The following is a 21,838-nucleotide window of genomic DNA, read 5'->3' as shown; positions in this document are numbered from 1 at the left end:
AAGCAATTATGTAAATATGTATCATTATAACGAAATGTATTACATATTTAATGCAATGAACGTACCAGAATACAAATTAAATTTTTTATTTTTGAGTATTCCCACTAAATTCAACTACAACCAAAACATATGACTATATCTCATCGTTTCAAACAATGGAGCATACATATAACGTGTATCCTTTTATATTGTTTTACAACAACTGTATTAGCACAAAACACTGATAAAGTTAAGCAATTTGATGCACAAGCTTTTGAGCAGTCGTTGGAAGGAAAACCTTTTGATGAATTATTAGATATTTTTTATGATAACAAAGAGGTAGACACTACAAAGGCTTCTTTGACAGTTTCATACCTCAAAGCAAACTTTTTGAATTCGGAGGATAAAGTTGAAGAAATTGAAACATATTTAGCGATTGCTACATGGAGAAACAAGGAAAATAATTTGGCTGTTTCGTTAGCAAATTTAGATATAGTGATACAAAAAGCAACAGCAATTGGAAATAAAAATTTTCTTTACCAAGCCTACAATAAAAAAGGAGCTTATTATTTTGAAAGAGGTAAAAATGAAGAAGCGCTAGAAAACTTTCTAATAGCATTAGAATTAGCTAAGCAAACAAACGACTTAAATAGACAGATAGCTACATCTGGTAATATAATACTGATCAAGATTCAGGCGAGAGACAATTTAGGTGCTATAGAATTATATCTTGAAAATTTAAAGAGAATAGAAAGTTCTGATGATGGTAGATTAATAATTAGAAAGCTTTACACATATTTAGGTTTAACTAAGGCATACATTAATTTAGAAAATTACAATAGAGCCATTCTGTATTGTCAAAAAGGTCTAAAAATAAGTAAAGAAGTAAATCTAAAAGATTTAGAGGCGTATTTTAAGACTTTTTTAGGGGAAATAGCTTCTAATAATGGAGATTTTGAAAAAGCATATAACTTATTTGATGATGCTAAAAAGCTTATTGAAGAAGCTGGCGGAAATATAAATTTAGACATATTCTTAAAATTATATATTGGAAAGACTTATTACCTTGAAGAGAAATATGAAAAAGCAATTAGAGAGTTTTTAGAAGGAGAACGATTATTACAAGAGAATGAAGTAGATTTTTTAAGTATTCAAGAACTTTATGTTGGCTTAGCTGAATCATACTTAGCAATAGAAGATATTGAAAATAGTACCAAATACTTTAAGAAAGCAAAAGATATTGATTCTGAAAATGACAAGACAAGAGCAATTATAAATTCTCGTATTACTCAAGATTCACTAAATAAACTGAAGGAACAGATAAATTCTTTAGAAAAGAAATCGCAACAGACTAAATACCTATATATTTTTGGAATTGTTTTTTTGTTTCTTGTTATCATAAGTTTAATTGTTTATTACAAACAACAACAACGAAAAAATAAAAAACGATTCAATACTTTAATTTCTCAATTAGAAGAAAAACGTCAACAAGAAAAATTACAAAAAGAAAAACCACTTCTTAAAGAAACCTCAAGTTCTAGAGCAAAAACGCCATCAGAGAAGACTAAAAAAAATATCAAAGAACAAATCGAGATAGATGGAAAAACGGCTGAAATTTTAAAGAAGTTAGAAGAGTTTGAAGCAAAAGAATTATTTTTAAGTCAAGAAAGTACCTTAGTGGAAGTTGCTAAAAAAATACAAACCAATACCACATATTTATCGAAAGTAATTAATACACACAAAGAAAAATCGTTTACAGCTTACATTACGGATTTACGGGTTGATTATGCGATTGAAAGATTGTCTATAGATCGAAAATTTAGATCATTTACCATAGGTGCTATTGCACAAGAAATTGGTTTCAAAAGATCAGAATCCTTTTCAAAAGCTTTTAAAGTAAAGACAGGTTTGTATCCTTCATATTTTATAAAAGAGCTTGAAAAACAGTAGATTGTGATTGGTAGTTTGTCGTTATTTATAAATAACGACTAGCAATTTTAATGCTCCGATTCATTTTATTTTATATTTGAATGAACATTAAATGAAACAAAATTTAGGATTATGAAAAAAGAAAGAAAACTTAAGCTGCAGATGAATAAAATTAGTGTGTCAAAGTTGAATGATACACATGGTGGAGGCAGTGATTTTATTCCTTCTGTCAATTATTTATGCGTAATAACTACGGAACCACATTCGATACCTGGAGAGAATTGCAAGACTTTCTTGACAGCTGTCGATACTCTTGACAGATGTTAAACTAACATTACACATATGAAAACTTTTAAAAACTCTTCAACTATTTGAAGGGTTTTTTTATATCATTATAGTAAAGAACTTAAATTCTTTATTTCTTTTAAGGAATCTTCAAATCTATAATTTTGAGCTATAAAATTAGCATCAAAAACAATACTTAAATTACAGGAAAACCGTTACTTTTGATATACTACCATTTTATATAGCATTAAAACCAAAACATAACTGTACATGTTCCTCCAAAAATACGCAGCAGTAATATTTTTCATTTTTTCTTTTTGTATTGTTGGACAATTGTTTGCGCAAGATAATTTGCAAGATCCTATTCATAAATTTAATGAAAAAGAATTTATAGTCTCTTTGCAAAAATTGAAGCCGAAAGAGTTTGCAAGGCTATTTGCAAGACAATATTCACAAGATTCTACAAAATCAAAGTTAAGTGTAGCGTACATAAAAAATATGATGATTTCTTCGGAAGACTTAGAAACGCAATTTTGGGGTTATAACTCTTTGGCTAAATGGGAACGAAACAAAATGAATTTAGAGCCTTCAATAGCTTACTTAGATTCAACGTATACCATTGCAAAAACACTAAACAATGATGATTTGATTATGTCTTCATTGATAAATAAAGGTGTTTATTATTACGATTTTGGATTTTATAAGAAAGCAATGGAGTATTACCTAGAAGTATTAAAGATTGCTAAAAAAGCCGATAACAGAGCACGACAATTAGCAGTCATGCAAAATATTGCTTTACTAAAACTCGAAGTGAACGACAGAAAAGGTGCGATAAAACTTTTAGAAGAATCTTTAAAAATTGTTGAAAACGAAAAAACATTAAATTTTAACTATATACATGTAAATATATACATAGCGTTGTCTAAAGCGAACATAGGAATAGAAAACTATGAGAAAGCAGCTAGTTACTGTTATAAAGGAATTGAGTTAAGTGAAAAATTTAATGATAAAGGAGCTAGTGTTTACTTTTATAATTTTTTAGGTGAAATTGCTAATTCAAATGGTAATTATGAAGAAGCAAATAATTACTTAGACAAAGCAGTAGAAATTACTAAAAGAGATGAAAATACTTTAATACAACTTCCTCTTATTAAGCTTAATAAAGCTAAAATGCATTATTTTCAAAAAAACTATAATGTAGCAATAGAGATATTACTAGATATTGAAAGTAGAGAAAAATTAAATGGTACTGATATTATTTATTTGGAAGAAGTGTACGTGCTTCTAGCAAAATCATATAAAGAAATTAATGATACAGAAAACAGTTTAAAATATTATGAGAAGGCAAGTGAAATCTATAAGGAGAATGATAAAATACAGGAGAGTTTATCAGCAGAGATTATTAAAAAATATGATTTAGAAACATTAAAAGAAGAGTTAGATCAATCTCAAGAAGACTCAAAACGAACAAAATACGTACTATACATAAGTGCTTTTTTAACTATTGGAATTATAGTTTCTCTAATTTTCTTTTACAAGAATCGAGAAAAGAATAATCAACGAAAGTTTGCTGAAATTCTTAAAAATTTAGAACGAGAAAAAAATGAAATTGCTGAGAAAATAAATACAACCGAACCGGCAAGTATAGTTATTGAAGTTAAAGAAAAAGCAGAAACCAATATTGCACAAGAAGTCAAAGAAGTTGAAATTTTAGATGAAACCAAAGAACGATTGCTTAAAAAGCTACAAAATTTTGAAACCAAAGAATTATTCTTGAGTAAAAATAGTAGTTTAAATGAAGTAGCAAAAAAGTTAAAAACAAATACTTCCTATTTATCAAAATTAGTAAACGCTCATAAAGGAAAATCGTTTACAGCTTATATTACAGACTTACGTGTCAATTATGCCATAAGACGTTTAAAAGAAGATAAAAAGTTTCGCTCATATACCATTGATTCTATTGCCAGAGAAATAGGATTTAACCGTTCAGAATCGTTTTCAAGAGCTTTTAAAAATAAAACAGGATTATATCCGTCGTATTATGTTAAAAATCTTGATAATCAGAATGTTGAGTAATGTTTTTTACTCTCTGGTTTTATGAATTATAAGATGCTTTTTGCTCAATCTACCACTTCTGGTTTTATATTTGAACATAACTTATGAAACCAAATATGATTATGAAGAAAAAAGAATTCTCCTCAAAATTACAATTCCAAAAAACAACGGTTGTATCGTTTAATAAAATGACAAACATTATTGGTGGAACTATACAAAATGAAGATACACGTATCGTATCTGTTGATGGTTATACATGTCTTACAGACCGTTGTGGTACAAATCGCTGTGATAATGAAACGTTAAATGAAACATGTACTTCGTGTAATACTTCTTGTACACGTCCACCAACTCGTTCAGGAGTAACTGATTATTGTGGAGCAGCTGACGGAGATACAAAACGTGATTAAATAATTAGCGTGAAAGGATTTTAAAACATTAAAAAGGCTTGTATTGTGCAAGTCTTTTTTTAATTAAAAATAAAATAAAACTATCTTAGGGACATATTTTGAATACATGAATCCTGCAGAAGATTATATTTTAAAACAACCAGAACCTTACAAATCAATTCTATTACAATTACAAGTTTTAATAGAGTATACATTTCCAACAATGGAATTAAAATACAAATACAGAATTCCGTTTTACTATCTCAACGGAAAACCTTTTTGTTTTCTAAATGCTAGTCATAAAAAACAATTTGTAGATATAGGAATTATGGAAGGACAAAAAATTCAAATTCATCAAGAATATTTAGTAACCGAAACCAGAAAACGAATAGCATCTTTGCGTTACAAGACAATAGAAGATATCAATGACACGGTATTAATAGAAGTGCTAAAAAAAGCCGCTAGTTTTTACTAACGGCTATATATTTAAAATAATTTTAGTCTAACAAGTCTAACAAGTCTAACAAGTCTACAAAGAATTAATTGTCTTTCTAATTTTTACCAAATTCGTTAATAATCTTTCCAAGTGATCTAAGTGCAACATATTGGCTCCATCACTCTTTGCATTAGCTGGATCAAAATGTGTTTCAATAAAGAGTCCGTCAACATTATTGACTACGCCTGCACGCGCAATAGTTTCAATCATATCTGGTCTTCCGCCCGTAACTCCGCTAGATTGATTTGGTTGTTGTAACGAGTGTGTGACATCTAAAACCGTTGGAGCAAATTGTTTCATTGTAGGAATTCCGCGAAAATCAACAATCATATCCTGATATCCAAACATCGTTCCTCTATCAGTAATCCAAGCATTTTCGTTTCCAGAATCGTGTACTTTTCTAACAGCATGTTGCATACTTTCGGGACTCATAAACTGTCCTTTTTTCAAGTTGACAACTTTTCCTGTTTTCGCTGCGGCAACGACCAAATCTGTCTGGCGTACTAAAAACGCAGGAATTTGTAATACATCAACATACTGAGCCGCTTTTGCAGCATCTGAAGCTTCATGAATATCAGTAACTGTTGGGACATTAAAGGTCTCAGAAACCTTTTTTAATATTTCTAATGCCTTTTCATCACCAATACCAGTAAAACTATCAATTCTACTTCGATTCGCCTTCTTAAAGCTTCCTTTGAATACATATGGAATCTCTAAAGCGTCCGTAATTTTAATCACTTTTTCAGCAATGCGCAATGCCATATCTTCGCTTTCAATAGCACATGGACCTGCCAATAAAAAGAAATTACCAGATGTAGTATGTTTAATTTTTGGAATAGAACTCAGTTGCATAAATTGTAAATTTTGCACAAAGATAGGTTAAATTTTAGTAGTGTGTAAGACAAAATTATCCCAGTAAAAATCATTGATTAACAGAAAGATAACTTAAAAAATTGACTAAAATTACATTCTCTAACAAATAAACAGTACATTTGCACGCTTAAAAATCAGCGATAAATGGCTTCAATTAAAAATATTGCAATAATTGCGCACGTAGATCACGGAAAAACAACCTTGGTTGATAAAATTATGTATCACTGTCAATTGTTTCGTGAAAACGAAAATACAGGAGATTTAATTCTTGATAACAACGATTTAGAACGTGAACGTGGAATTACGATTACTTCTAAAAATGTTTCTGTAAACTACAAAGGAACTAAAATCAATATCATTGATACTCCAGGTCACGCCGATTTTGGTGGAGAAGTAGAACGTGTATTAAACATGGCAGATGGAGTATTGCTATTAGTAGATGCTTTTGAAGGACCAATGCCACAAACGCGTTTTGTACTGCAAAAAGCAATCGATTTAGGATTAAAACCTTGTGTGGTTGTCAATAAAGTTGATAAAGAAAACTGTACGCCAGAAGAAGTATACGAAAAAGTATTTGACTTAATGTTCGAATTAGGTGCAGAAGAATGGCAGCTAGATTTTCCTGTAGTATACGGATCAGCAAAAAACAATTGGATGTCTGACGATTGGCAGAAACCAACTGAAAATATTGAGCCTTTATTAGATATGGTTATGGAACACATTCCTACGCCAGAATTTGATGAAGGAAGTACGCAAATGTTAATCACTTCGTTAGACTATTCTTCATTTACAGGACGTATTGCTATTGGACGTTTACAAAGAGGAACGCTAAAAGAAGGAATGCAAGTTTCTTTGGTAAAACGTGATAAATCTGTCATCAAATCAAAAATAAAAGAATTACACACGTTTGAAGGTTTGGGAAGAAAGAAAGTTTCTGAAATCCAAGTTGGAGACATTTGTGCAATTGTTGGTTTGGAAGGATTTGAAATTGGAGATACGATTGCTGATTTAGAAAATCCAGAAGGATTAAAAACGATTGCTATTGATGAGCCTACAATGAGTATGTTATTTACAATCAATGATTCACCTTTCTTTGGGAAAGATGGAAAATTTGTAACATCTCGTCATATCAAAGATCGTTTAACAAAAGAATTAGAGAAAAACTTAGCGTTACGTGTCAACGAAACAGATAGTGCAGATAAATTTATCGTATTTGGTAGAGGTGTATTACACTTATCTGTATTAATTGAAACGATGCGTAGAGAAGGATATGAATTGCAAATTGGTCAGCCACAGGTAATTATCAAAGAAATAGATGGTGTAAAATGTGAGCCAATTGAAGAATTAACGATCGATTTACCAGAACACGTATCTGGAAAAGCAATCGAAATGGTAACACTTCGTAAAGGTGAAATGTTGAGTATGGAAGCGAAAGGAGATCGTATGGTATGCGAATTCTTAATTCCGTCAAGAGGAATCATCGGATTACGTAATCAATTGTTAACAGCAACCGCTGGAGAAGCAATTATGGCACACAGATACAAAGAATACCAACCATTACGCGGTGGAATTCCAGAACGTCAAAACGGTTCATTAGTATCTATGGAAAAAGGAACTGCAATTCCATATTCTATTGATAAATTACAAGATAGAGGAAAGTTCTTTGTAGATCCAGGAGAAGAAATTTATGAAGGTCAGGTAATTGGAGAAAACTCTCGTAGAGATGATATGACAGTAAATGTTACCAAAACAAAAAAGCTATCAAACGTACGTTCTTCCGGAGCAGATGATAAAGCTAAAATTGTTCCTGCAATCAAATTCTCTCTAGAAGAAGCTTTAGAATACATTCAAAAAGATGAATACGTGGAAGTAACACCAAATCATCTACGTTTACGAAAAGTATTTTTAACGGAAGTAGAAAGAAAGCGTAACAAATCAATCTAAAAACACAAGATTCAAACTATATAAAAAGGTTTCATTGGTACGCAGTGAAACCTTTTTTATGCGCTTCAATTAAATAATAAACTGAGTACATAAGTTGAAAAAATCATTAGTTTATGATCAGTCAACAAAAAAACGAAGCGATCAAAAAACAAATAACGAATAAACAAATAACCAAATATGGAAATACTAGGAATTACAATCACAGAATGGATAGGATATTTAGCATCAATTGCCGTATTAGTATCCTTCACAATGAAAGACTTAAAAAAATTACGAATGATCAATGCTGTTGGTTGTTTGCTATTTGTTGCTTACGGTTGTTTAATGCCAACATTGCGCGTAGGTTTGCCAATTATCATTACCAACTTTGCCATTTTAGGGATTAATATCTATCATCTAACAGCGCGTAAAAAGTAAAATTAACTTCTCACTTGACAGAAACTCTTTTTGAGTCATCACATATTAACGTAGTAAATACATATAAAAATAGTATTTTGTGACACAAACAATAGGTATTGTGAATCTTAAAATGCTACAAAAAATAAAAAAGAACAAGTGGTTTTACGCTATTATATCGGCAATTGCTGCGGGTTTATATGCTATTGTACATACGTACGGAACCAACTTTTTTCTTGTTAGTTCGTGGCCACAATTTGGAATGATGCTGCTGTTCTTTATCGCATTTCCAATAGTTGTTTTTGTGTTGACTAAAATTATTGTTGAGAGAATAGCATTCCTAAAAAAGTTTGAAAAATATAGTATTCCTATACTCAACGCAGGATTCTTTACTTTTTTTATCATTGGAAAAACATACGGATTCAATGCACGTAGAATGCTGGTTTTAGGATGTTTTTTTGCAGTATGCCTTGCCATTTTTCTGTGGAAACATTATGAAAAAATAGTCATCTTTCAGTTCTTATTAGCGCTGATAGCTTTCGTTAAAATTCCGCCAATGTTATATGAATATGTAACACGATCGGAAGCATGGTTGCAACAGCCAGATGCGATAGAAGAAGCAACTTTTCAGAAAACACCAAACATATATGTCATTCAGCCAGATGGTTATGTGAATTTTTCAGAATTAGGGAAAGGAATGTATAATTTTGATAACTCAGACTTTTCAAATCATCTCAAAGCAAAAAACTTCAAAATATACGACAACTTTAGAAGTAATTACATTTCAACCTTATTGTCAAATACAGCATTATTTACCATGAAGCATCATCACATGATCGGACATGAAAACAAAGGAGCTTTATTTGGATTACCGTCTAAAATTGTGGGAAACAACTCAGTACTTTCTACTCTTAAAAATAATCAATACAAAACCTTTTTGCTGCTAGAATATCCGTATTTACTGATGAGTAGACCTACGCTTGCGTATGACGAATGCAACATAAATTATTACGATATTCCTTGGTTTGGAAACAATGCTTTTAAAGATCAATACGATCTCATTGAACCTTTAAAAGAAGCAATCAACACAAACAAAAACAGTCGTAATTTCTACTTCATAGAAAAAATTGCGCCAAGTCACATTACACGAACAAAAAGTGATGCTCCAGATGTAGAAAGTGATCGAGAGAAATATCTTGATAAACTAAAAGAAACCAACGATTGGCTCAAAGAAATTACAGATATCATCATTCAAAACGATCCAAATAGCTTGATTGTAATTACTGCAGACCACGGCGGTTTTGTCGGGTTAGATTATTATGCGGAAATTCTAGAAAAACAAACTGATAGAGACAAAATATATGCTGTCTTTTCTGCTGCTTTGGCTATTAAATGGCCAGAAGGAAATGCGCCAGATTATGATAGCAAGTTTGCGTCTACCGTGAATCTATTCAGGATTTTATTTACATATTTGAGTGAAGACGAAAGCTATTTAAAGCATTTGGAAGACGATAAGAGTTTTTCGTTAATTATAGAAGATGCACCTTACGGATTGTATGAATATATTGACGCAGAGGGAAATATCGTGTTTAAGAAACATGAAGAAACCACAAAAAAAGAATAATACTGATCATTTTTTGCTACTTTAGCAAACTTAAAGTAATTTGTATTACTAAAAAGTAAATTTTTCTATCTTTACGAAAATATCAAAACTATGTACTTTCTTTATTTTGATGCCGGTTTAGGAGCGATGTTGATTCAAGCAATTGTTGCCGCTGTGGCTGGAATTGCCTTGTTTTCTAAGAGTATTATGTATAAAATAAAATCAATTTTTGGTTTGCATAAAAACACTCCTGAAAACGACATGTTTGAAGATATTGATATTGACGATTCTACCATAGAAAAAGCATCGAAAGATGACAAATAATTCACGACACGCTTCTTCATATCGAGATCCAAGTGGACACATATATATTGAGAACGACATAATCAAAAGGATTATATTTCCTAGTTATTTTCCACAATACGAAGCACTAAATAAAAATGGTTTCTTTGAAAAAGCATTTCAACACAAACTGTTGATTCCGCATGAAGAAATTGAGCGTTCTGATACACAAATTTGTATTCAGCCAGCACAAATTCCATTTATTACGTATCCATACGAATGGAGTTTTCAGCAATACAAAGAAGCAGCTTTACATACATTAAAGCTTCAAAAATATGCGCTGCAAAATGATTTCTCATTAAAAGATGCCACAGCGTATAACATTGCTTTTTACAAAGGAAATGCAATTTTTATAGATACACTTTCATTAGACTTTTATCAAGAAAATACACCGTGGCGTGCGTACAAACAATTCATAACACACTTTTTAGGACCTTTAGTTGTTGCCAAATATCACGGAGCAGAATTTCTAAAAACAATGTCAAACTTCATTGATGGAATTCCGCTGAAGATGATTTCTTCTTTATTGCCTTCAAAAACAAAATTGAATCCGTTTTTATATACAAACATTCACTTGTTGGCGAAGTATGAAAACAAACATCAAGAAGAAGATGTACAAGCTACAAAGCAAGCAACTTTGTCCAAAAAAGGATTGTTTAACATCATTGATAATTTATATAACTACATCAAAAAAATACAACTCAAAGAGCAATCGGAATGGGGCGATTATTATCAAAAAACAAACTATTCTGATGCGGCTTTTCAACAGAAATCAACAATCATCAACGATTGGATTTTACAATTAAAAGCTAAGACTGTAATTGATGTTGGAGGAAATGATGGAACCTTTGTACGTCAAATTACTAGTGACGTAACCACGGCTTTGGTAGGTGATATTGACAACAACGCGGTAGATCAAAATTATTATTCTGTCAAGAAAAATAAAGAACAAAACATGTTGCCTTTCGTGATTGATTTGCTCAATCCGTCGGCGGCAATAGGTTTTCAAAATACAGAGCGTTTTTCGTTTGTAAAGCGTGTTCAAGAGTTTCAACCTGATGTAACGTTGGCGTTGGCTTTAATTCACCATTTGTCACTTACAGGAAATGTGCCTTTTGAAAATTCGGCAGCATTTTTTGCTTCATTTTCTGAAAACCTCATCATAGAGTTTCCAAAACGAGCTGATTCATACGCAACGCGTTTACTCAATGCAAAAGCAGAATTCAAAGATCATTTTGGACATTACAATTTGGAAGACTTTGAAAAAAATTACACAGAATATTTCGAATTAGTAGCCAAAAAAGACATTCCAGATTCGCAACGCGTACTGTATTTATTTAAGAAAAAATAATATGTTGAGTCGTCTAGAAAAATCAATACTCAATTACATAAACAATCAAAAGCAATATCCTGTGATTGCTGCTATTGCTGCAGGATTATATTCTTTAATTTACACCTACGATTCTAACTTTACACTCGTTAATTCGGTATCTCAGTTTTTTGTAATTGTTGGTATCTATATCGTAATTCCTGTCATTGTATTTGTCGTTTCAAAGCAAATAGTAGATAGAATATCATTCTTAAAAAAATACCAAACCTATCTAATTCCGATGCTCAATGCTTCATTCTTTGCGTTTTTCTTAGCAGGAAGAATTTATGGGTTTCATCAACGAAAAATATTGTTGCTTTGTATTGTCGTTTCAGTCTTAATAGCAATGTTATTGCGCAAGCATTACAAAAAAATCATTGTATTACAGTACATTGTAGCTATTGTTGCTTTTGTGAGTCTATTACCATTACTCATCAACTTTTTTACGCATTCCAATCAATGGATGGAGCAACCTGATCATATTTCGGAAGTTCAATTTAAAACACATCCAAATATCTATGTATTACAGCCTGATGGATATGTGAATTTCTCAGAATTAGGCAAAGGATATTACAAACATGAAAACTCAGGATTTGTAAGATATCTACAAGAAAAAAACTTTAAACTGTACGACGATTACAGAAGTAATTATGCTTCTACCATATTATCAAACAGTTCGTTGTTTGCCATGAAACATCATTACATCAAAAAAGACGAAAGCAGAAGCGGAATTTTTGGTGCTAGAAAAATTGCAGCAGGTGAGAACCCAATAATTCCTATTCTAAAAAAGAACGATTACAAAACATTTTTAGTGCTAGAATATCCGTATCTATTACTAAATAGACCAACGATATTATATGATGAATGCAACATCACAGATAATGAAATTCCTTGGTTGGGAATGGGCGCTTTCAAACATCAAAAAGAACTGATAAAACCGCTTGAAGAAACAATTCAAAATAACAAGGCAACACATAACTTTTACTTTGTAGAAAAAATTGCACCAAGTCATATTGCGACTCAAAAACGATTTTCTACTGGAATCGATGGCGAACGTCAAATCTATTTGGATAAGCTTGAAAAAGCAAATGAATGGTTGGTGGAAATTATAAATATGATTACCGAAAATGATCCGAATAGTTTGATTGTAATTACAGCAGATCATGGCGGTTATGTCGGAATGGAATACACAAAACAAATAGAAACAAAACTTACGGATAGAGATTTGGTATATTCTGCGTTTTCATCCGCCTTAGCAATAAAATGGCCTAACAATACAGCGCCTTCATATGACAAGCAACTCAAAACGCCTGTAAATCTTTTCAGAGTACTATTTACATACCTAAGTGAAGATGAAACTTTATTAAAACATCTGGAAGAAGATACAAGTTATTCGGTAGTTAAAAAAGATGCACCAACTGGTATTTATAAATACATTGACAAGGATGGAAATGTAGTTTTTAAGAAGCTTGAAGACTAATTTTTTATTCGTTTTATAACTGAAATTTTATACTGAGATCATTTTTTGATACTACTTCTACCAAACTCACGTTAAAATTAGTAAATTCACTTTTTCTAAAAACAACCTAAATTTATACACTAACCAAATATACAAGTGAACAACAATTGCTTTGGGACAACTTTGTCACCGAAGCAAAAAACAGTTCGTTTCTTTTCTATCGAGACTTTATGGAATATCATAAAGATCGATTTGAAGATCATTCATTGATACTTTTTAAAAAGGACAAGCCAATTGCTTTGTTTCCGGCAAACGTACGCGAAAACATACTCTATTCGCATCAAGGCTTGACATTTGGAAGTTTAGTGTTGCCAAAAAATATAAATGCGCACGAAGTATATCAATTATTAGACTTAGTAATTGAATATGCTAAAAATCAAGGTTTCAAAGAAATCATTGCGAAAGCAATTCCGGCAATTTATTACGGGAAACAAACGGATGAATTGCTTTATTTCTTAACGATCAAAGGAACATTGCAATCACGAAATTTAGTGTTGGCAATCGATTACAACGAAGAAATAAAACTGCACAAAACAAAGCGAAAGCATTACGAGAAAAATCATGCTATTGGTTTTGAGATAGAAGAAAAAGGAAGCCTTTCTGAATTTTGGAATAAAGTACTTCAGCCAAAACTAGATGAAAAATACAACGCAAAACCGGTACATTCATTAGAAGAAATAACAAAATTAGAAGCTGCATTTCCATCAAAAATCATTCAGTATAACATAAAATTAGATGGAGAAATCCTAGCAGGAATTACTATTTTTAAACACAACAAAGTCGTTAAATCACAATATGGTGCCAATACGCAAAAAGGAGCTTCGTTACGTGCGTTAGAATATCTTTTTATTCATCTCATAGAGAAATTTAAGCAAGAAGGTATGCACTATTTTAGCATGGGAACAGTTGATGCTGCTACAAAAGAAGGTTTCAATCCTGGATTACTCAAGCAAAAAGAAGAATTGGGTTGTGTGTGCTTTACGCAAGATATTTTTAAAATTTCCTTAACATGATTAAGTTTCTAGATTTACATAAACTCAACGCGCGATTTGAAACTGAATTTCAGCAAAAATTCAAGAGTTTTCTCGATTCTGGATATTATGTCTTAGGAAACAATGTAAAAACTTTTGAAAACGCATATGCTAATTACTGTGGAACGAAACATTGTATTGGAATCAGTAATGGTTTAGACGCACTTATTTTGATCTTAGAAGCCTATAAGATCTTAGGAAAATTACAAGAAGGCGACGAAGTGATTGTTCCGGCAAATACATACATTGCTAGTATCTTGGGAATTACAAAATCAGGATTGACGCCAGTTTTGGTAGAACCAGATACGGAAACATTCAACATAGATCCTACTAAAATAGAAGCTGCGATCACGTCAAAAACCAAGGCAATTATGGTCGTACATTTATACGGACAATTAGCAGAAATGCGAACTATCCAAAGCATTGCGAAAAAACACAACTTGCTACTCATGGAAGATGCGGCACAAGCGCATGGAGCAACTACTCAAAATGGTGAAAAAGCAGGAAGCCTGAGTGATGCAGCAGGTTTTAGTTTTTATCCAACCAAAAATTTAGGTGCGTTAGGTGAAGCTGGCGCAGTGACAACAAACGATACAGAACTTGCAGCGATAATTACCAAATTGCGCAACTATGGAAGTTCGTCAAAATATGTAAACCAATACAAAGGTGTTAATAATCGTTTGGATGAAATACAAGCAGGATTTCTCAATGTGAAACTAGCATATTTAGATGCAGACAATGAGCAAAGAAGAAGCATTGCAAAACGTTATTTAAACGAAATCAACAATCCGTTATTGATATTGCCTAATTATAAAAATGATGCTTCACATGTATTTCATCAATTTGTAATAAGAACAAAAGATAGAAGCAAATTACAAGCATACTTGACGGAAAACGGAATTGGTACATTAATTCATTATGAAATTCCGCCACACAAACAAGAAGCCTACAAAGAGTGGAATCATTTGCAATTTCCAATCACAGAAAAAATTCATGACGAATGTTTGAGTTTGCCAATAAGTCCTGTGATGGAAGCGCATGAAGTCACTAAAATTATTGCAGTCTTAAACTCATTCTCTTGAAGAAACTAAAAACGCATATTGCAAACAATGTACTATTGAAAATTACCTCTTTCAATAGTATTGCAATACTCATCAACATTGTTGTTGGCGTATTAACTTCGAAAGCATTGGCAGAATTCGTCGGTCCCAAAGGAATGGCTTCTGTTGGAAACCTAAGAGATTTTCTAAAAACAGTCTATGCGCTGGCAACATTCGGAATTTACTCAGGAATTGTAAAATATACTTCCGAACACAAAAAAGATCAAACGACACTTCAAAAAGTACTTTCCACGGGATTAGTCATTATTTTAATTGCAACTTTTTTGGTAAGTATCGCCTTATATCTTGGTGCAAGCTATTGGAATAATTTAATTTTTGAAGGAAAAGAATTCAGTTACATCTTTCAAACACTCGCTTTTGTATTGCCATTGTATGCACTCAATATGTTTTGTTTAGGAATCATTAATGGATTTGAAAAATACAAAAAATACATTACGATTAACATCATTGGATATATAGTCAACTTGCTTGTGACAGTATATTTAGTATGGCAATATAAATTAGATGGAGCTCTAATTTCATTGAGTATTGTTCCGTCCATATTATTAATTTTTAGTGTAGCGTTACTCTACAAGGAACGTGTTTCGTTGCCCAAATTGAGTGCGAATAGTTTCTCTAGAGTTTACTTCAAAAAATACATGTCCTATACGATTATGGCAGCCGTTTCTGCTTTTATTTTTCCAATAATTTATGTTTTTGTGAGAAATCATATCATAGAAACCATTGGAGCAACAGAAGCAGGTTATTGGGAAGCTATGCAACGAATATCGAATCAATACTTAATCTTTGTGACTTCTTTGTTGTCATTATATGTATTGCCTAAACTCTCTGAAAATAAGTCTATTGAAGGGTTTAGGAATGTGGTTTTTGGATTTTATAAAACCATCTTGCCAATTTTCGCTGTAGGTTTACTATTGATCTATTTCTTGCGAATTTATGTCATTGAAATTGTGTATAACGAAGAATTTCTTGCTGCAGAAAGTCTTTTCTTTTGGCAACTTTTGGGAGACTTTTTCAAAGTAATTTCCTTGGTGATTGCTTATCAGTTATATGCAAAAAAAATGCTAGGACATTACTTATTTGTCGAAATTGCTTCGTTGTTACTATTCTACTATCTGAGTATTTACTTTACAAATGCTGTTGGAATAGAAGGTGTAGTAATGGCACATTGTATGCGTAGTTTTATCTCTTTACTATTACTAGTGACGATTTTTTGGAAATCATTATTTGGTAAAATTACCCTAGAAAATAACGAAGTCTAAGTAAGCTTGAATAAAATGTGTATTTTTAGCAAATGAACGGATTTCTGCGACATAATGTATTGCGTTTCAAAATTTGGAAATACAAACTGCTAAGCAACAATACAAATACCATTGGAAAACCAAAGCGTATTCAGCCATTACTTTTAGAAGGAGATGGGAACATACAATTTGGAAACAATGTAAGTTTTGGAATTCTAAGATCTCCATATCTTTTTAGTGGTTACGGATACATAGAAGCACGCGGTAAATCGGTTGTTGTTTCCTTTGAAGAAAGTGTAGCTATAAACAATTCGTGTGTGATCACTGCAGAAAAGAAAATCACGATTTGCAAAAACACGGTTATTGGTTACAATTGCCATATAAGCGATAGTTCATTTCACAATTTAGATATTGACAAACGTCATGAAACCGATCCAGACCCACAAGAAGTTTATATTGATGAAAATGTATTCATTGGTAACAACGTTACGATTTTAAAAGGTGTCAAACTTGGAAAAAATGTAGTAGTAGGAAGTGGCGCTATTGTCACAAAAAGTTTTCCAGACAATGTTGTTGTTGCAGGCGTTCCCGCAAAAATAGTCAGTGAAATTCCTCTAAAAAACTAATAAAAACAATTGAGGAGACAAATCAAATCTTTTCAAATCTCAGTATCTTTAACATAAAAAGAATGAAAAAAATATACCTATTATGTTTTCTTATTTCGACACAAGTTTTGTGTGCACAAAAGATGGAAACTGACTTTGGGAAATATAAAGATGGAAAACGTTGGCGCATTACAAATGATGGCGTAATGGGCGGACTTTCCAATGGTGACTTCCGATTTACAGATGATGGCGTTGTATTTGAAGGAAATATTTCTCTAGAAAACAATGGTGGATTTTCATCGTATAAAAGCAACTTTTCAAAAAGAGATCTTTCTTCCTATAAAAAAGTAATCATTCGATATCGTTCCAAAAAATATGCAATGGGTTTCACTTTAGAAATGGACAGACGTTGGTTTGTTCCGTATTACAAAGCAAATCTACCAAGCACAAAATGGAAATGGGTTGAAGTGGAAATTCCATTCTCAGATTTTGTGCGTTACAACATTGGACGCAAACGACCTGGGAAAATCACACAAAAAGAACTAAAAGAAATATTGCGTATCGGTTTTATCTCCAATGAAAAAAAAGCTGGTGAATTTAAAATAGAAATCGATTATATAAAATTTAAATAAGAGCTAATTTTTAACAAAGAAAAATTATCTTTGATCCTTTCCCGCATGCTGTTTTGATTTTTTAGCCAAAAACTAAAACTGTATTAATCATAAAATTTGTAATTATATGAATTCAATGAGAGCTTTATTTTTATTTGTTGCTTTAATCACCGGAATTGTTTGTTTTATATATGATTCCTCAGGTATGGGATTTATTAGTGGTATGAGTCTTTTGGCAACTGGTGTTACTTATATTGGAAAAGAAGAATAACTGTAAAAAACATAATGGCATACAATATTGTACTTATAGAACCTGAAATCCCAACAAACACAGGTAATATAGGACGTTTAAGTTTAGCTTCAGGTGCTAATTTACACTTAGTTAAACCCTTTGGTTTCGAAATTACGGATGCGCGACTCAAACGTGCAGGATTGGATTATTGGAAGTATTTAGAAGTTCATATCTACGAAAACATAGAAGAATTCTACGCAAAAAATGCGGATAAAAAAATGGTATATTTCACCAGTAAAAGTGACAAACTATATACAGAAATTGCCTTTGAAGACGATTTGTTTCTAGTCTTTGGTAAAGAGTCGGTAGGTTTATCAAAAGAAATCACAGAAGCCAATGAAGAACAATTGTATACAATTCCTATGTTTAGTGAACACATTAGAAGCTTGAATTTAGCAAATGCTGTGAGTATTGTTGTGTATGAAGGAATTCGAAGACTTCAATAACTCATATTAATAAGCGAACCGAAGTCCGCTTATTTTAAGCATTATGCATCTGCTCCGCATTGACTAGGAACTCCGCCACCTTCTTCAGTTGGTAAATAACTTGTATAAAGATCTGGAGCTTGTTCTTCAGCTTCATTACATCCTAAGTTATAACCATTAATAGGACAGGTAGTGTCGTACGAATTTCTTCCTCCTTTAACTTCTAAAGTATTTAAATTAGAAATAGAACTTTTGTGTAGTTGTAAGAATTTAAAATTTCTTTTTTTCATAATAGTTTTGTTTTAAATAAATTATGAATCAAAGCTATGAAGATGAGCCATCAATAAAAACAAACCTTATTGATGGTTTATGAACTATCAGTAAGTCTACATTTTGAGAACTGAATTAGAATGGAAAAAGAGCATTAAATAATAAAAATTAAGAGCGCTGAGCAGATTCAAAACATGAGAATAAAGAATTGGAATTCAAAAATTAAGAGCGCTGAGCGGAGTCGAAGTGCCAACGTTCAGCATATTGCTTGGCAACACTTTCGTAATTATGGAACTTTTCAATAAATGCACGAGCATTTTGTCCAATTTGAATCAACTCTTTAGGGTTTTCAATCAAATAGCTTAATTTTTTAACCAAATCATCCACATCAGGCGTTGCGTTGATTAAAACAGTTTCATCAAGTTGATAAAATGCTTGAAAATCTGTTTCAGCTCCAGAAAACACTACTTTTCCTTTTGCCATTGCTTCCAATGCATTGTAACCTTGATCATATCCGTACAACTGATCCATAATAATATGCGCTTCATCATAGGTTCTAATATACTCTTCGTACGGTAAACTATACGCTGTTTTTACAAGGACACGATCAGGATATTTTTCAGCAATAATTTCCAAAGCTTTCTCGATTAAGTCGTTTCCTTTCTTTAAATAATTTACCTGATTGACACCGTGAAAAATATTCACTTTTCCACGATAATCCAGTGATTTAAAAGGCAAACAATCTACATTAATAGGAAACGGAACTAATGGCAATGCTTTTTCATGATTGCGATACGCCATATCATAATCAAAATTAGCAGGAATAATTCCTTGTACATTCGTAATCACAAAATGGTGTAATTTTTCATGCGATTTAGATAAATACTGAAGCGAATACTTAAAACGTTCTTTTGTAGTTTTATCATTCACATAAGGTGTCAAAATATGATACGGAAGATCTGCATTCAAAATATAATTCAAATAATAAAAATCGTCGCCACAAGAAGACAAATACACATTCTTATTATGTTTAAAAATGTATTTCAGCAACTTACGTTCTACAAAAGGAGTAGTGGCAAATGGAAATTCATTGATCAATTGTACAGCATCATAATCTTTAAATGATTTTCTATTTTTGTAAAAACGATATGCGATTTCTAAAAATGCAATATCTACATTACAACACCTAAAAAAGAGTTGACGAAGCATGTTAGGAATCTTTTTCTCAAAAAAAGTTGCTTCAAGCGAAATATCAATAGGGTAGTTTTTAAAGCTATCAGCGCGACCGATCAATGTAACATCGTGCTGTAATTGCTGTAGACCTTCTTTTAGCGAATTGTGAAATCTACTGTATTCTCCTACCAATAATATTCGCATAAACAGTATATTTGCGTGAAAGATAGTAGGAAAACTTTATGCTGCAAAATTCTAAAAAGAAAATCTGTATAATTGTCGAATGTTTAAGTACAGGCGGCGCAGAAAAACAAGCAGCAAACTTTTCAAAATCATTATACAAGCAAGGATTTTCGGTAGCAATTATTTCTGTAAAAGATCAAATTACATACACTTACGAAGGTGAGTTATATAACTTGGGCGCAAATGAATCTTCCATAAAAATTGTAAAACAGCTTCAAAAATTTTTTGCATTCAAAAAAGCGTACAAACGTATTGACGCAGATGTTTATATCGATTTTAGAACACGAAGTAGGCGTTTTATGGAATGGTTATTACATCAATTTGTCTTTCAGATGGAAAAAACCATCATGGTTATTCACAGTTATAAAATAGATTGGCATATTCCTAAAGGAAATTTTTTCAAAAAAACATACGCAAGAGCAAAAGCAATTGTGGCAGTTTCTAAAGGAATTGAAGAGAGAGTTGCCACAGAATACGGTTTTAAGAATCTGATTCATATTCCTAATTATATCACTACGGTAGATGCGGAAGTTGCTGCCATTTCCGAAGTAAAAGATGAGTACATTATTGCTGTTGGTCGTTTGCAAAACGATATCAAACAATTTGATCGTTTAATTGAAACATATCACGCTTCAAAATTAGCAGAAAAAAATATAAAATTGTTTATTTGTGGTGACGGAAGCGATAGAGAATCATTAGAAAAACTAATTGTAAAATTGCAGTTAGAAAATGATGTAAAACTCTTGGGATTTGTAGAAAATGTAGCAGCATACATTCAGAACGCAAAATTTTTGGTTTTATCAAGTAGGGTAGAAGGATTTCCAATGGTTTTAATAGAAGCATTGCAACAACAAACACCTGTAATTTCATTTGATTGTAAATCGGGACCAAGTGAAATAATTCAACACAAAACAAATGGTTTGCTAGTTGAAGATCAAAACTTTGCGAATTTGAAAGATGCAATGTTACTGTTAATCGAAAATATTGATTTGTATATGAATTGTAAACAAAATACAGTATCTTCCATAAAAAAATACACCGAAAAACCAGTAATCCAAAAATGGATTCAACTAACAACTGCCTAAAATATGTCTACAACTGTTGCTGATATACAACTTATAACGATTCCCAAAATTGAAGACTTTAGAGGAAATATCTCTGTAATAGAAGGAGAAACAATTCCTTTTAAATGCAAACGTGTGTACTATCTGTACGACATTCCTAGTGGTGCAAAAAGAGGTGGACATGCACACGTAGAACAGCATGAAGTTTTAATTGCGTTGAGCGGAAGTTTTGAAGTTATTTTTAAAGATGGAACAACCAAAAGACGTGTTTTATTGAACAAACCCAATCAAGGTTGCTTAATTCCGCATGGAATATGGCGCGAATTGGAAAACTTTTCTTCTGGAGCTGTTTGTTTGGTGTTAGCTTCTGATGAATTTAATGAATCTGATTATATTCGTGATTATCAAGACTTTTTGATCACAAAAGAAGATGTAAAACTTTCTAAATAGTATTGGGACTTTAGTGATGAGTATTGAGAATTTTAATCAATAACGATTTCAAAGTAGTTCTCGATACAAATTTGCTTTGCAAACTCACTTAAACTGACGTTTTGCATGTTCCAACAAAAAATTATACATGTTA

At 31.8% G+C, this 21,838-nt stretch carries 22 protein-coding genes; 19 read left to right on the top strand and 3 right to left on the bottom strand.

Annotation, left to right across the window (positions count from 1 at the left end; translation table 11 throughout):
• The first annotated feature begins 129 nt into the window (after window positions 1-129).
• The 4 genes from ACOQOS_RS08660 (at window position 130) to ACOQOS_RS08645 (ending at window position 5,112) form a co-directional block, all read left to right on the top strand.
• Window positions 130-1,929, top strand: a complete 1,800-nt coding sequence (locus ACOQOS_RS08660) for a helix-turn-helix domain-containing protein (RefSeq protein WP_420574575.1) — start codon at window positions 130-132, stop codon at window positions 1,927-1,929.
• A 534-nt stretch (window positions 1,930-2,463) separates the two neighbouring features.
• Window positions 2,464-4,269, top strand: coding sequence for a tetratricopeptide repeat protein (locus tag ACOQOS_RS08655; RefSeq protein ID WP_420574574.1), 1,806 nt, complete (start codon window positions 2,464-2,466; stop codon window positions 4,267-4,269).
• A gap of 101 nt (window positions 4,270-4,370) precedes the next feature.
• Window positions 4,371-4,658, top strand: coding sequence for a class I lanthipeptide (locus ACOQOS_RS08650; protein ID WP_420574573.1), 288 nt, complete (start codon window positions 4,371-4,373; stop codon window positions 4,656-4,658).
• A 106-nt stretch (window positions 4,659-4,764) separates the two neighbouring features.
• On the top strand, window positions 4,765-5,112 hold the full coding sequence (locus ACOQOS_RS08645) for a DUF1801 domain-containing protein (RefSeq protein ID WP_420574572.1): 348 nt from the start codon (window positions 4,765-4,767) through the stop codon (window positions 5,110-5,112).
• 54 nt (window positions 5,113-5,166) lie between these two features.
• On the opposite strand, the gene kdsA is transcribed toward ACOQOS_RS08645, so the two are convergent.
• Window positions 5,167-5,985 carry a 3-deoxy-8-phosphooctulonate synthase gene (gene kdsA / locus ACOQOS_RS08640; protein ID WP_420574571.1) on the bottom strand — a complete coding sequence of 273 codons (819 nt, stop codon included), beginning with the start codon at window positions 5,983-5,985 and terminating at the stop codon, window positions 5,167-5,169.
• Window positions 5,986-6,150: 165 nt separating this feature from the next.
• Here kdsA and typA point away from each other — a divergent pair, with 165 nt between their 5' ends.
• The 13 genes from typA to ACOQOS_RS08575 all read left to right on the top strand — a co-directional run bounded on the left by typA (window position 6,151) and on the right by ACOQOS_RS08575 (window position 18,526).
• Complete coding sequence (gene typA / locus ACOQOS_RS08635; protein ID WP_420574570.1) at window positions 6,151-7,950, top strand: translational GTPase TypA; 1,800 nt, start codon at window positions 6,151-6,153, stop codon at window positions 7,948-7,950.
• 177 nt (window positions 7,951-8,127) lie between these two features.
• Window positions 8,128-8,367, top strand: a complete 240-nt coding sequence (locus ACOQOS_RS08630; RefSeq protein WP_420574569.1) for a uroporphyrinogen decarboxylase — start codon at window positions 8,128-8,130, stop codon at window positions 8,365-8,367.
• 79 nt (window positions 8,368-8,446) lie between these two features.
• Window positions 8,447-9,970 (top strand): sulfatase-like hydrolase/transferase, encoded by a 1,524-nt coding sequence (locus tag ACOQOS_RS08625; protein WP_420574568.1) that lies wholly within the window; start codon window positions 8,447-8,449, stop codon window positions 9,968-9,970.
• A gap of 90 nt (window positions 9,971-10,060) precedes the next feature.
• Window positions 10,061-10,273, top strand: coding sequence for a hypothetical protein (locus tag ACOQOS_RS08620; protein ID WP_420574567.1), 213 nt, complete (start codon window positions 10,061-10,063; stop codon window positions 10,271-10,273).
• Window positions 10,263-11,642, top strand: coding sequence for a class I SAM-dependent methyltransferase (locus ACOQOS_RS08615; protein WP_420574566.1), 1,380 nt, complete (start codon window positions 10,263-10,265; stop codon window positions 11,640-11,642). The genes ACOQOS_RS08620 and ACOQOS_RS08615 overlap by 11 nt, the downstream gene beginning before the upstream one ends.
• 1 nt (window position 11,643) lies before the next feature.
• The gene (locus ACOQOS_RS08610; protein WP_420574565.1) at window positions 11,644-13,140 is read left to right on the top strand and encodes a sulfatase-like hydrolase/transferase; all 1,497 of its coding nucleotides are present in this window, start codon (window positions 11,644-11,646) and stop codon (window positions 13,138-13,140) included.
• Window positions 13,141-13,349: 209 nt separating this feature from the next.
• Window positions 13,350-14,192: a GNAT family N-acetyltransferase gene (locus tag ACOQOS_RS08605; protein ID WP_420574564.1), complete on the top strand. Its 843-nt coding sequence runs from the start codon at window positions 13,350-13,352 to the stop codon at window positions 14,190-14,192.
• Window positions 14,189-15,292 (top strand): DegT/DnrJ/EryC1/StrS family aminotransferase, encoded by a 1,104-nt coding sequence (locus tag ACOQOS_RS08600; RefSeq protein WP_420574563.1) that lies wholly within the window; start codon window positions 14,189-14,191, stop codon window positions 15,290-15,292. The genes ACOQOS_RS08605 and ACOQOS_RS08600 overlap by 4 nt, the downstream gene beginning before the upstream one ends.
• Window positions 15,289-16,593: an O-antigen translocase gene (locus tag ACOQOS_RS08595; RefSeq protein ID WP_420574562.1), complete on the top strand. Its 1,305-nt coding sequence runs from the start codon at window positions 15,289-15,291 to the stop codon at window positions 16,591-16,593. The genes ACOQOS_RS08600 and ACOQOS_RS08595 overlap by 4 nt, the downstream gene beginning before the upstream one ends.
• A gap of 32 nt (window positions 16,594-16,625) precedes the next feature.
• Window positions 16,626-17,198: an acyltransferase gene (locus ACOQOS_RS08590; protein ID WP_420574561.1), complete on the top strand. Its 573-nt coding sequence runs from the start codon at window positions 16,626-16,628 to the stop codon at window positions 17,196-17,198.
• Window positions 17,199-17,260: 62 nt separating this feature from the next.
• Window positions 17,261-17,809 (top strand): CIA30 family protein, encoded by a 549-nt coding sequence (locus ACOQOS_RS08585; protein WP_420574560.1) that lies wholly within the window; start codon window positions 17,261-17,263, stop codon window positions 17,807-17,809.
• Window positions 17,810-17,915: 106 nt separating this feature from the next.
• Complete coding sequence (locus ACOQOS_RS08580; RefSeq protein WP_420574559.1) at window positions 17,916-18,059, top strand: hypothetical protein; 144 nt, start codon at window positions 17,916-17,918, stop codon at window positions 18,057-18,059.
• Window positions 18,060-18,073: 14 nt separating this feature from the next.
• Window positions 18,074-18,526 (top strand): tRNA (cytidine(34)-2'-O)-methyltransferase, encoded by a 453-nt coding sequence (locus ACOQOS_RS08575; protein WP_420574558.1) that lies wholly within the window; start codon window positions 18,074-18,076, stop codon window positions 18,524-18,526.
• A 41-nt stretch (window positions 18,527-18,567) separates the two neighbouring features.
• Here ACOQOS_RS08575 and ACOQOS_RS08570 read toward each other — a convergent pair whose 3' ends face one another.
• Window positions 18,568-18,795: a hypothetical protein gene (locus ACOQOS_RS08570; RefSeq protein WP_420574557.1), complete on the bottom strand. Its 228-nt coding sequence runs from the start codon at window positions 18,793-18,795 to the stop codon at window positions 18,568-18,570.
• 202 nt (window positions 18,796-18,997) lie between these two features.
• A complete protein-coding gene (locus ACOQOS_RS08565) occupies window positions 18,998-20,152 on the bottom strand; it encodes a glycosyltransferase (protein WP_420574556.1) in 1,155 nt (384 codons plus the stop codon).
• 38 nt (window positions 20,153-20,190) lie between these two features.
• On the opposite strand from ACOQOS_RS08565, the gene ACOQOS_RS08560 reads away from it, so the two are divergent.
• The gene (locus ACOQOS_RS08560; protein ID WP_420574555.1) at window positions 20,191-21,276 is read left to right on the top strand and encodes a glycosyltransferase family 4 protein; all 1,086 of its coding nucleotides are present in this window, start codon (window positions 20,191-20,193) and stop codon (window positions 21,274-21,276) included.
• Window positions 21,277-21,279: 3 nt separating this feature from the next.
• Complete coding sequence (locus ACOQOS_RS08555; RefSeq protein ID WP_420574554.1) at window positions 21,280-21,705, top strand: sugar 3,4-ketoisomerase; 426 nt, start codon at window positions 21,280-21,282, stop codon at window positions 21,703-21,705.
• Window positions 21,706-21,838: the final 133 nt, after the last annotated feature.

Source organism: Kordia sp., assembly GCF_965224175.1.
In the GTDB taxonomy this organism is placed as follows: domain Bacteria; phylum Bacteroidota; class Bacteroidia; order Flavobacteriales; family Flavobacteriaceae; genus Kordia.
This window is presented reverse-complemented; position numbering and strand designations above follow the sequence as displayed.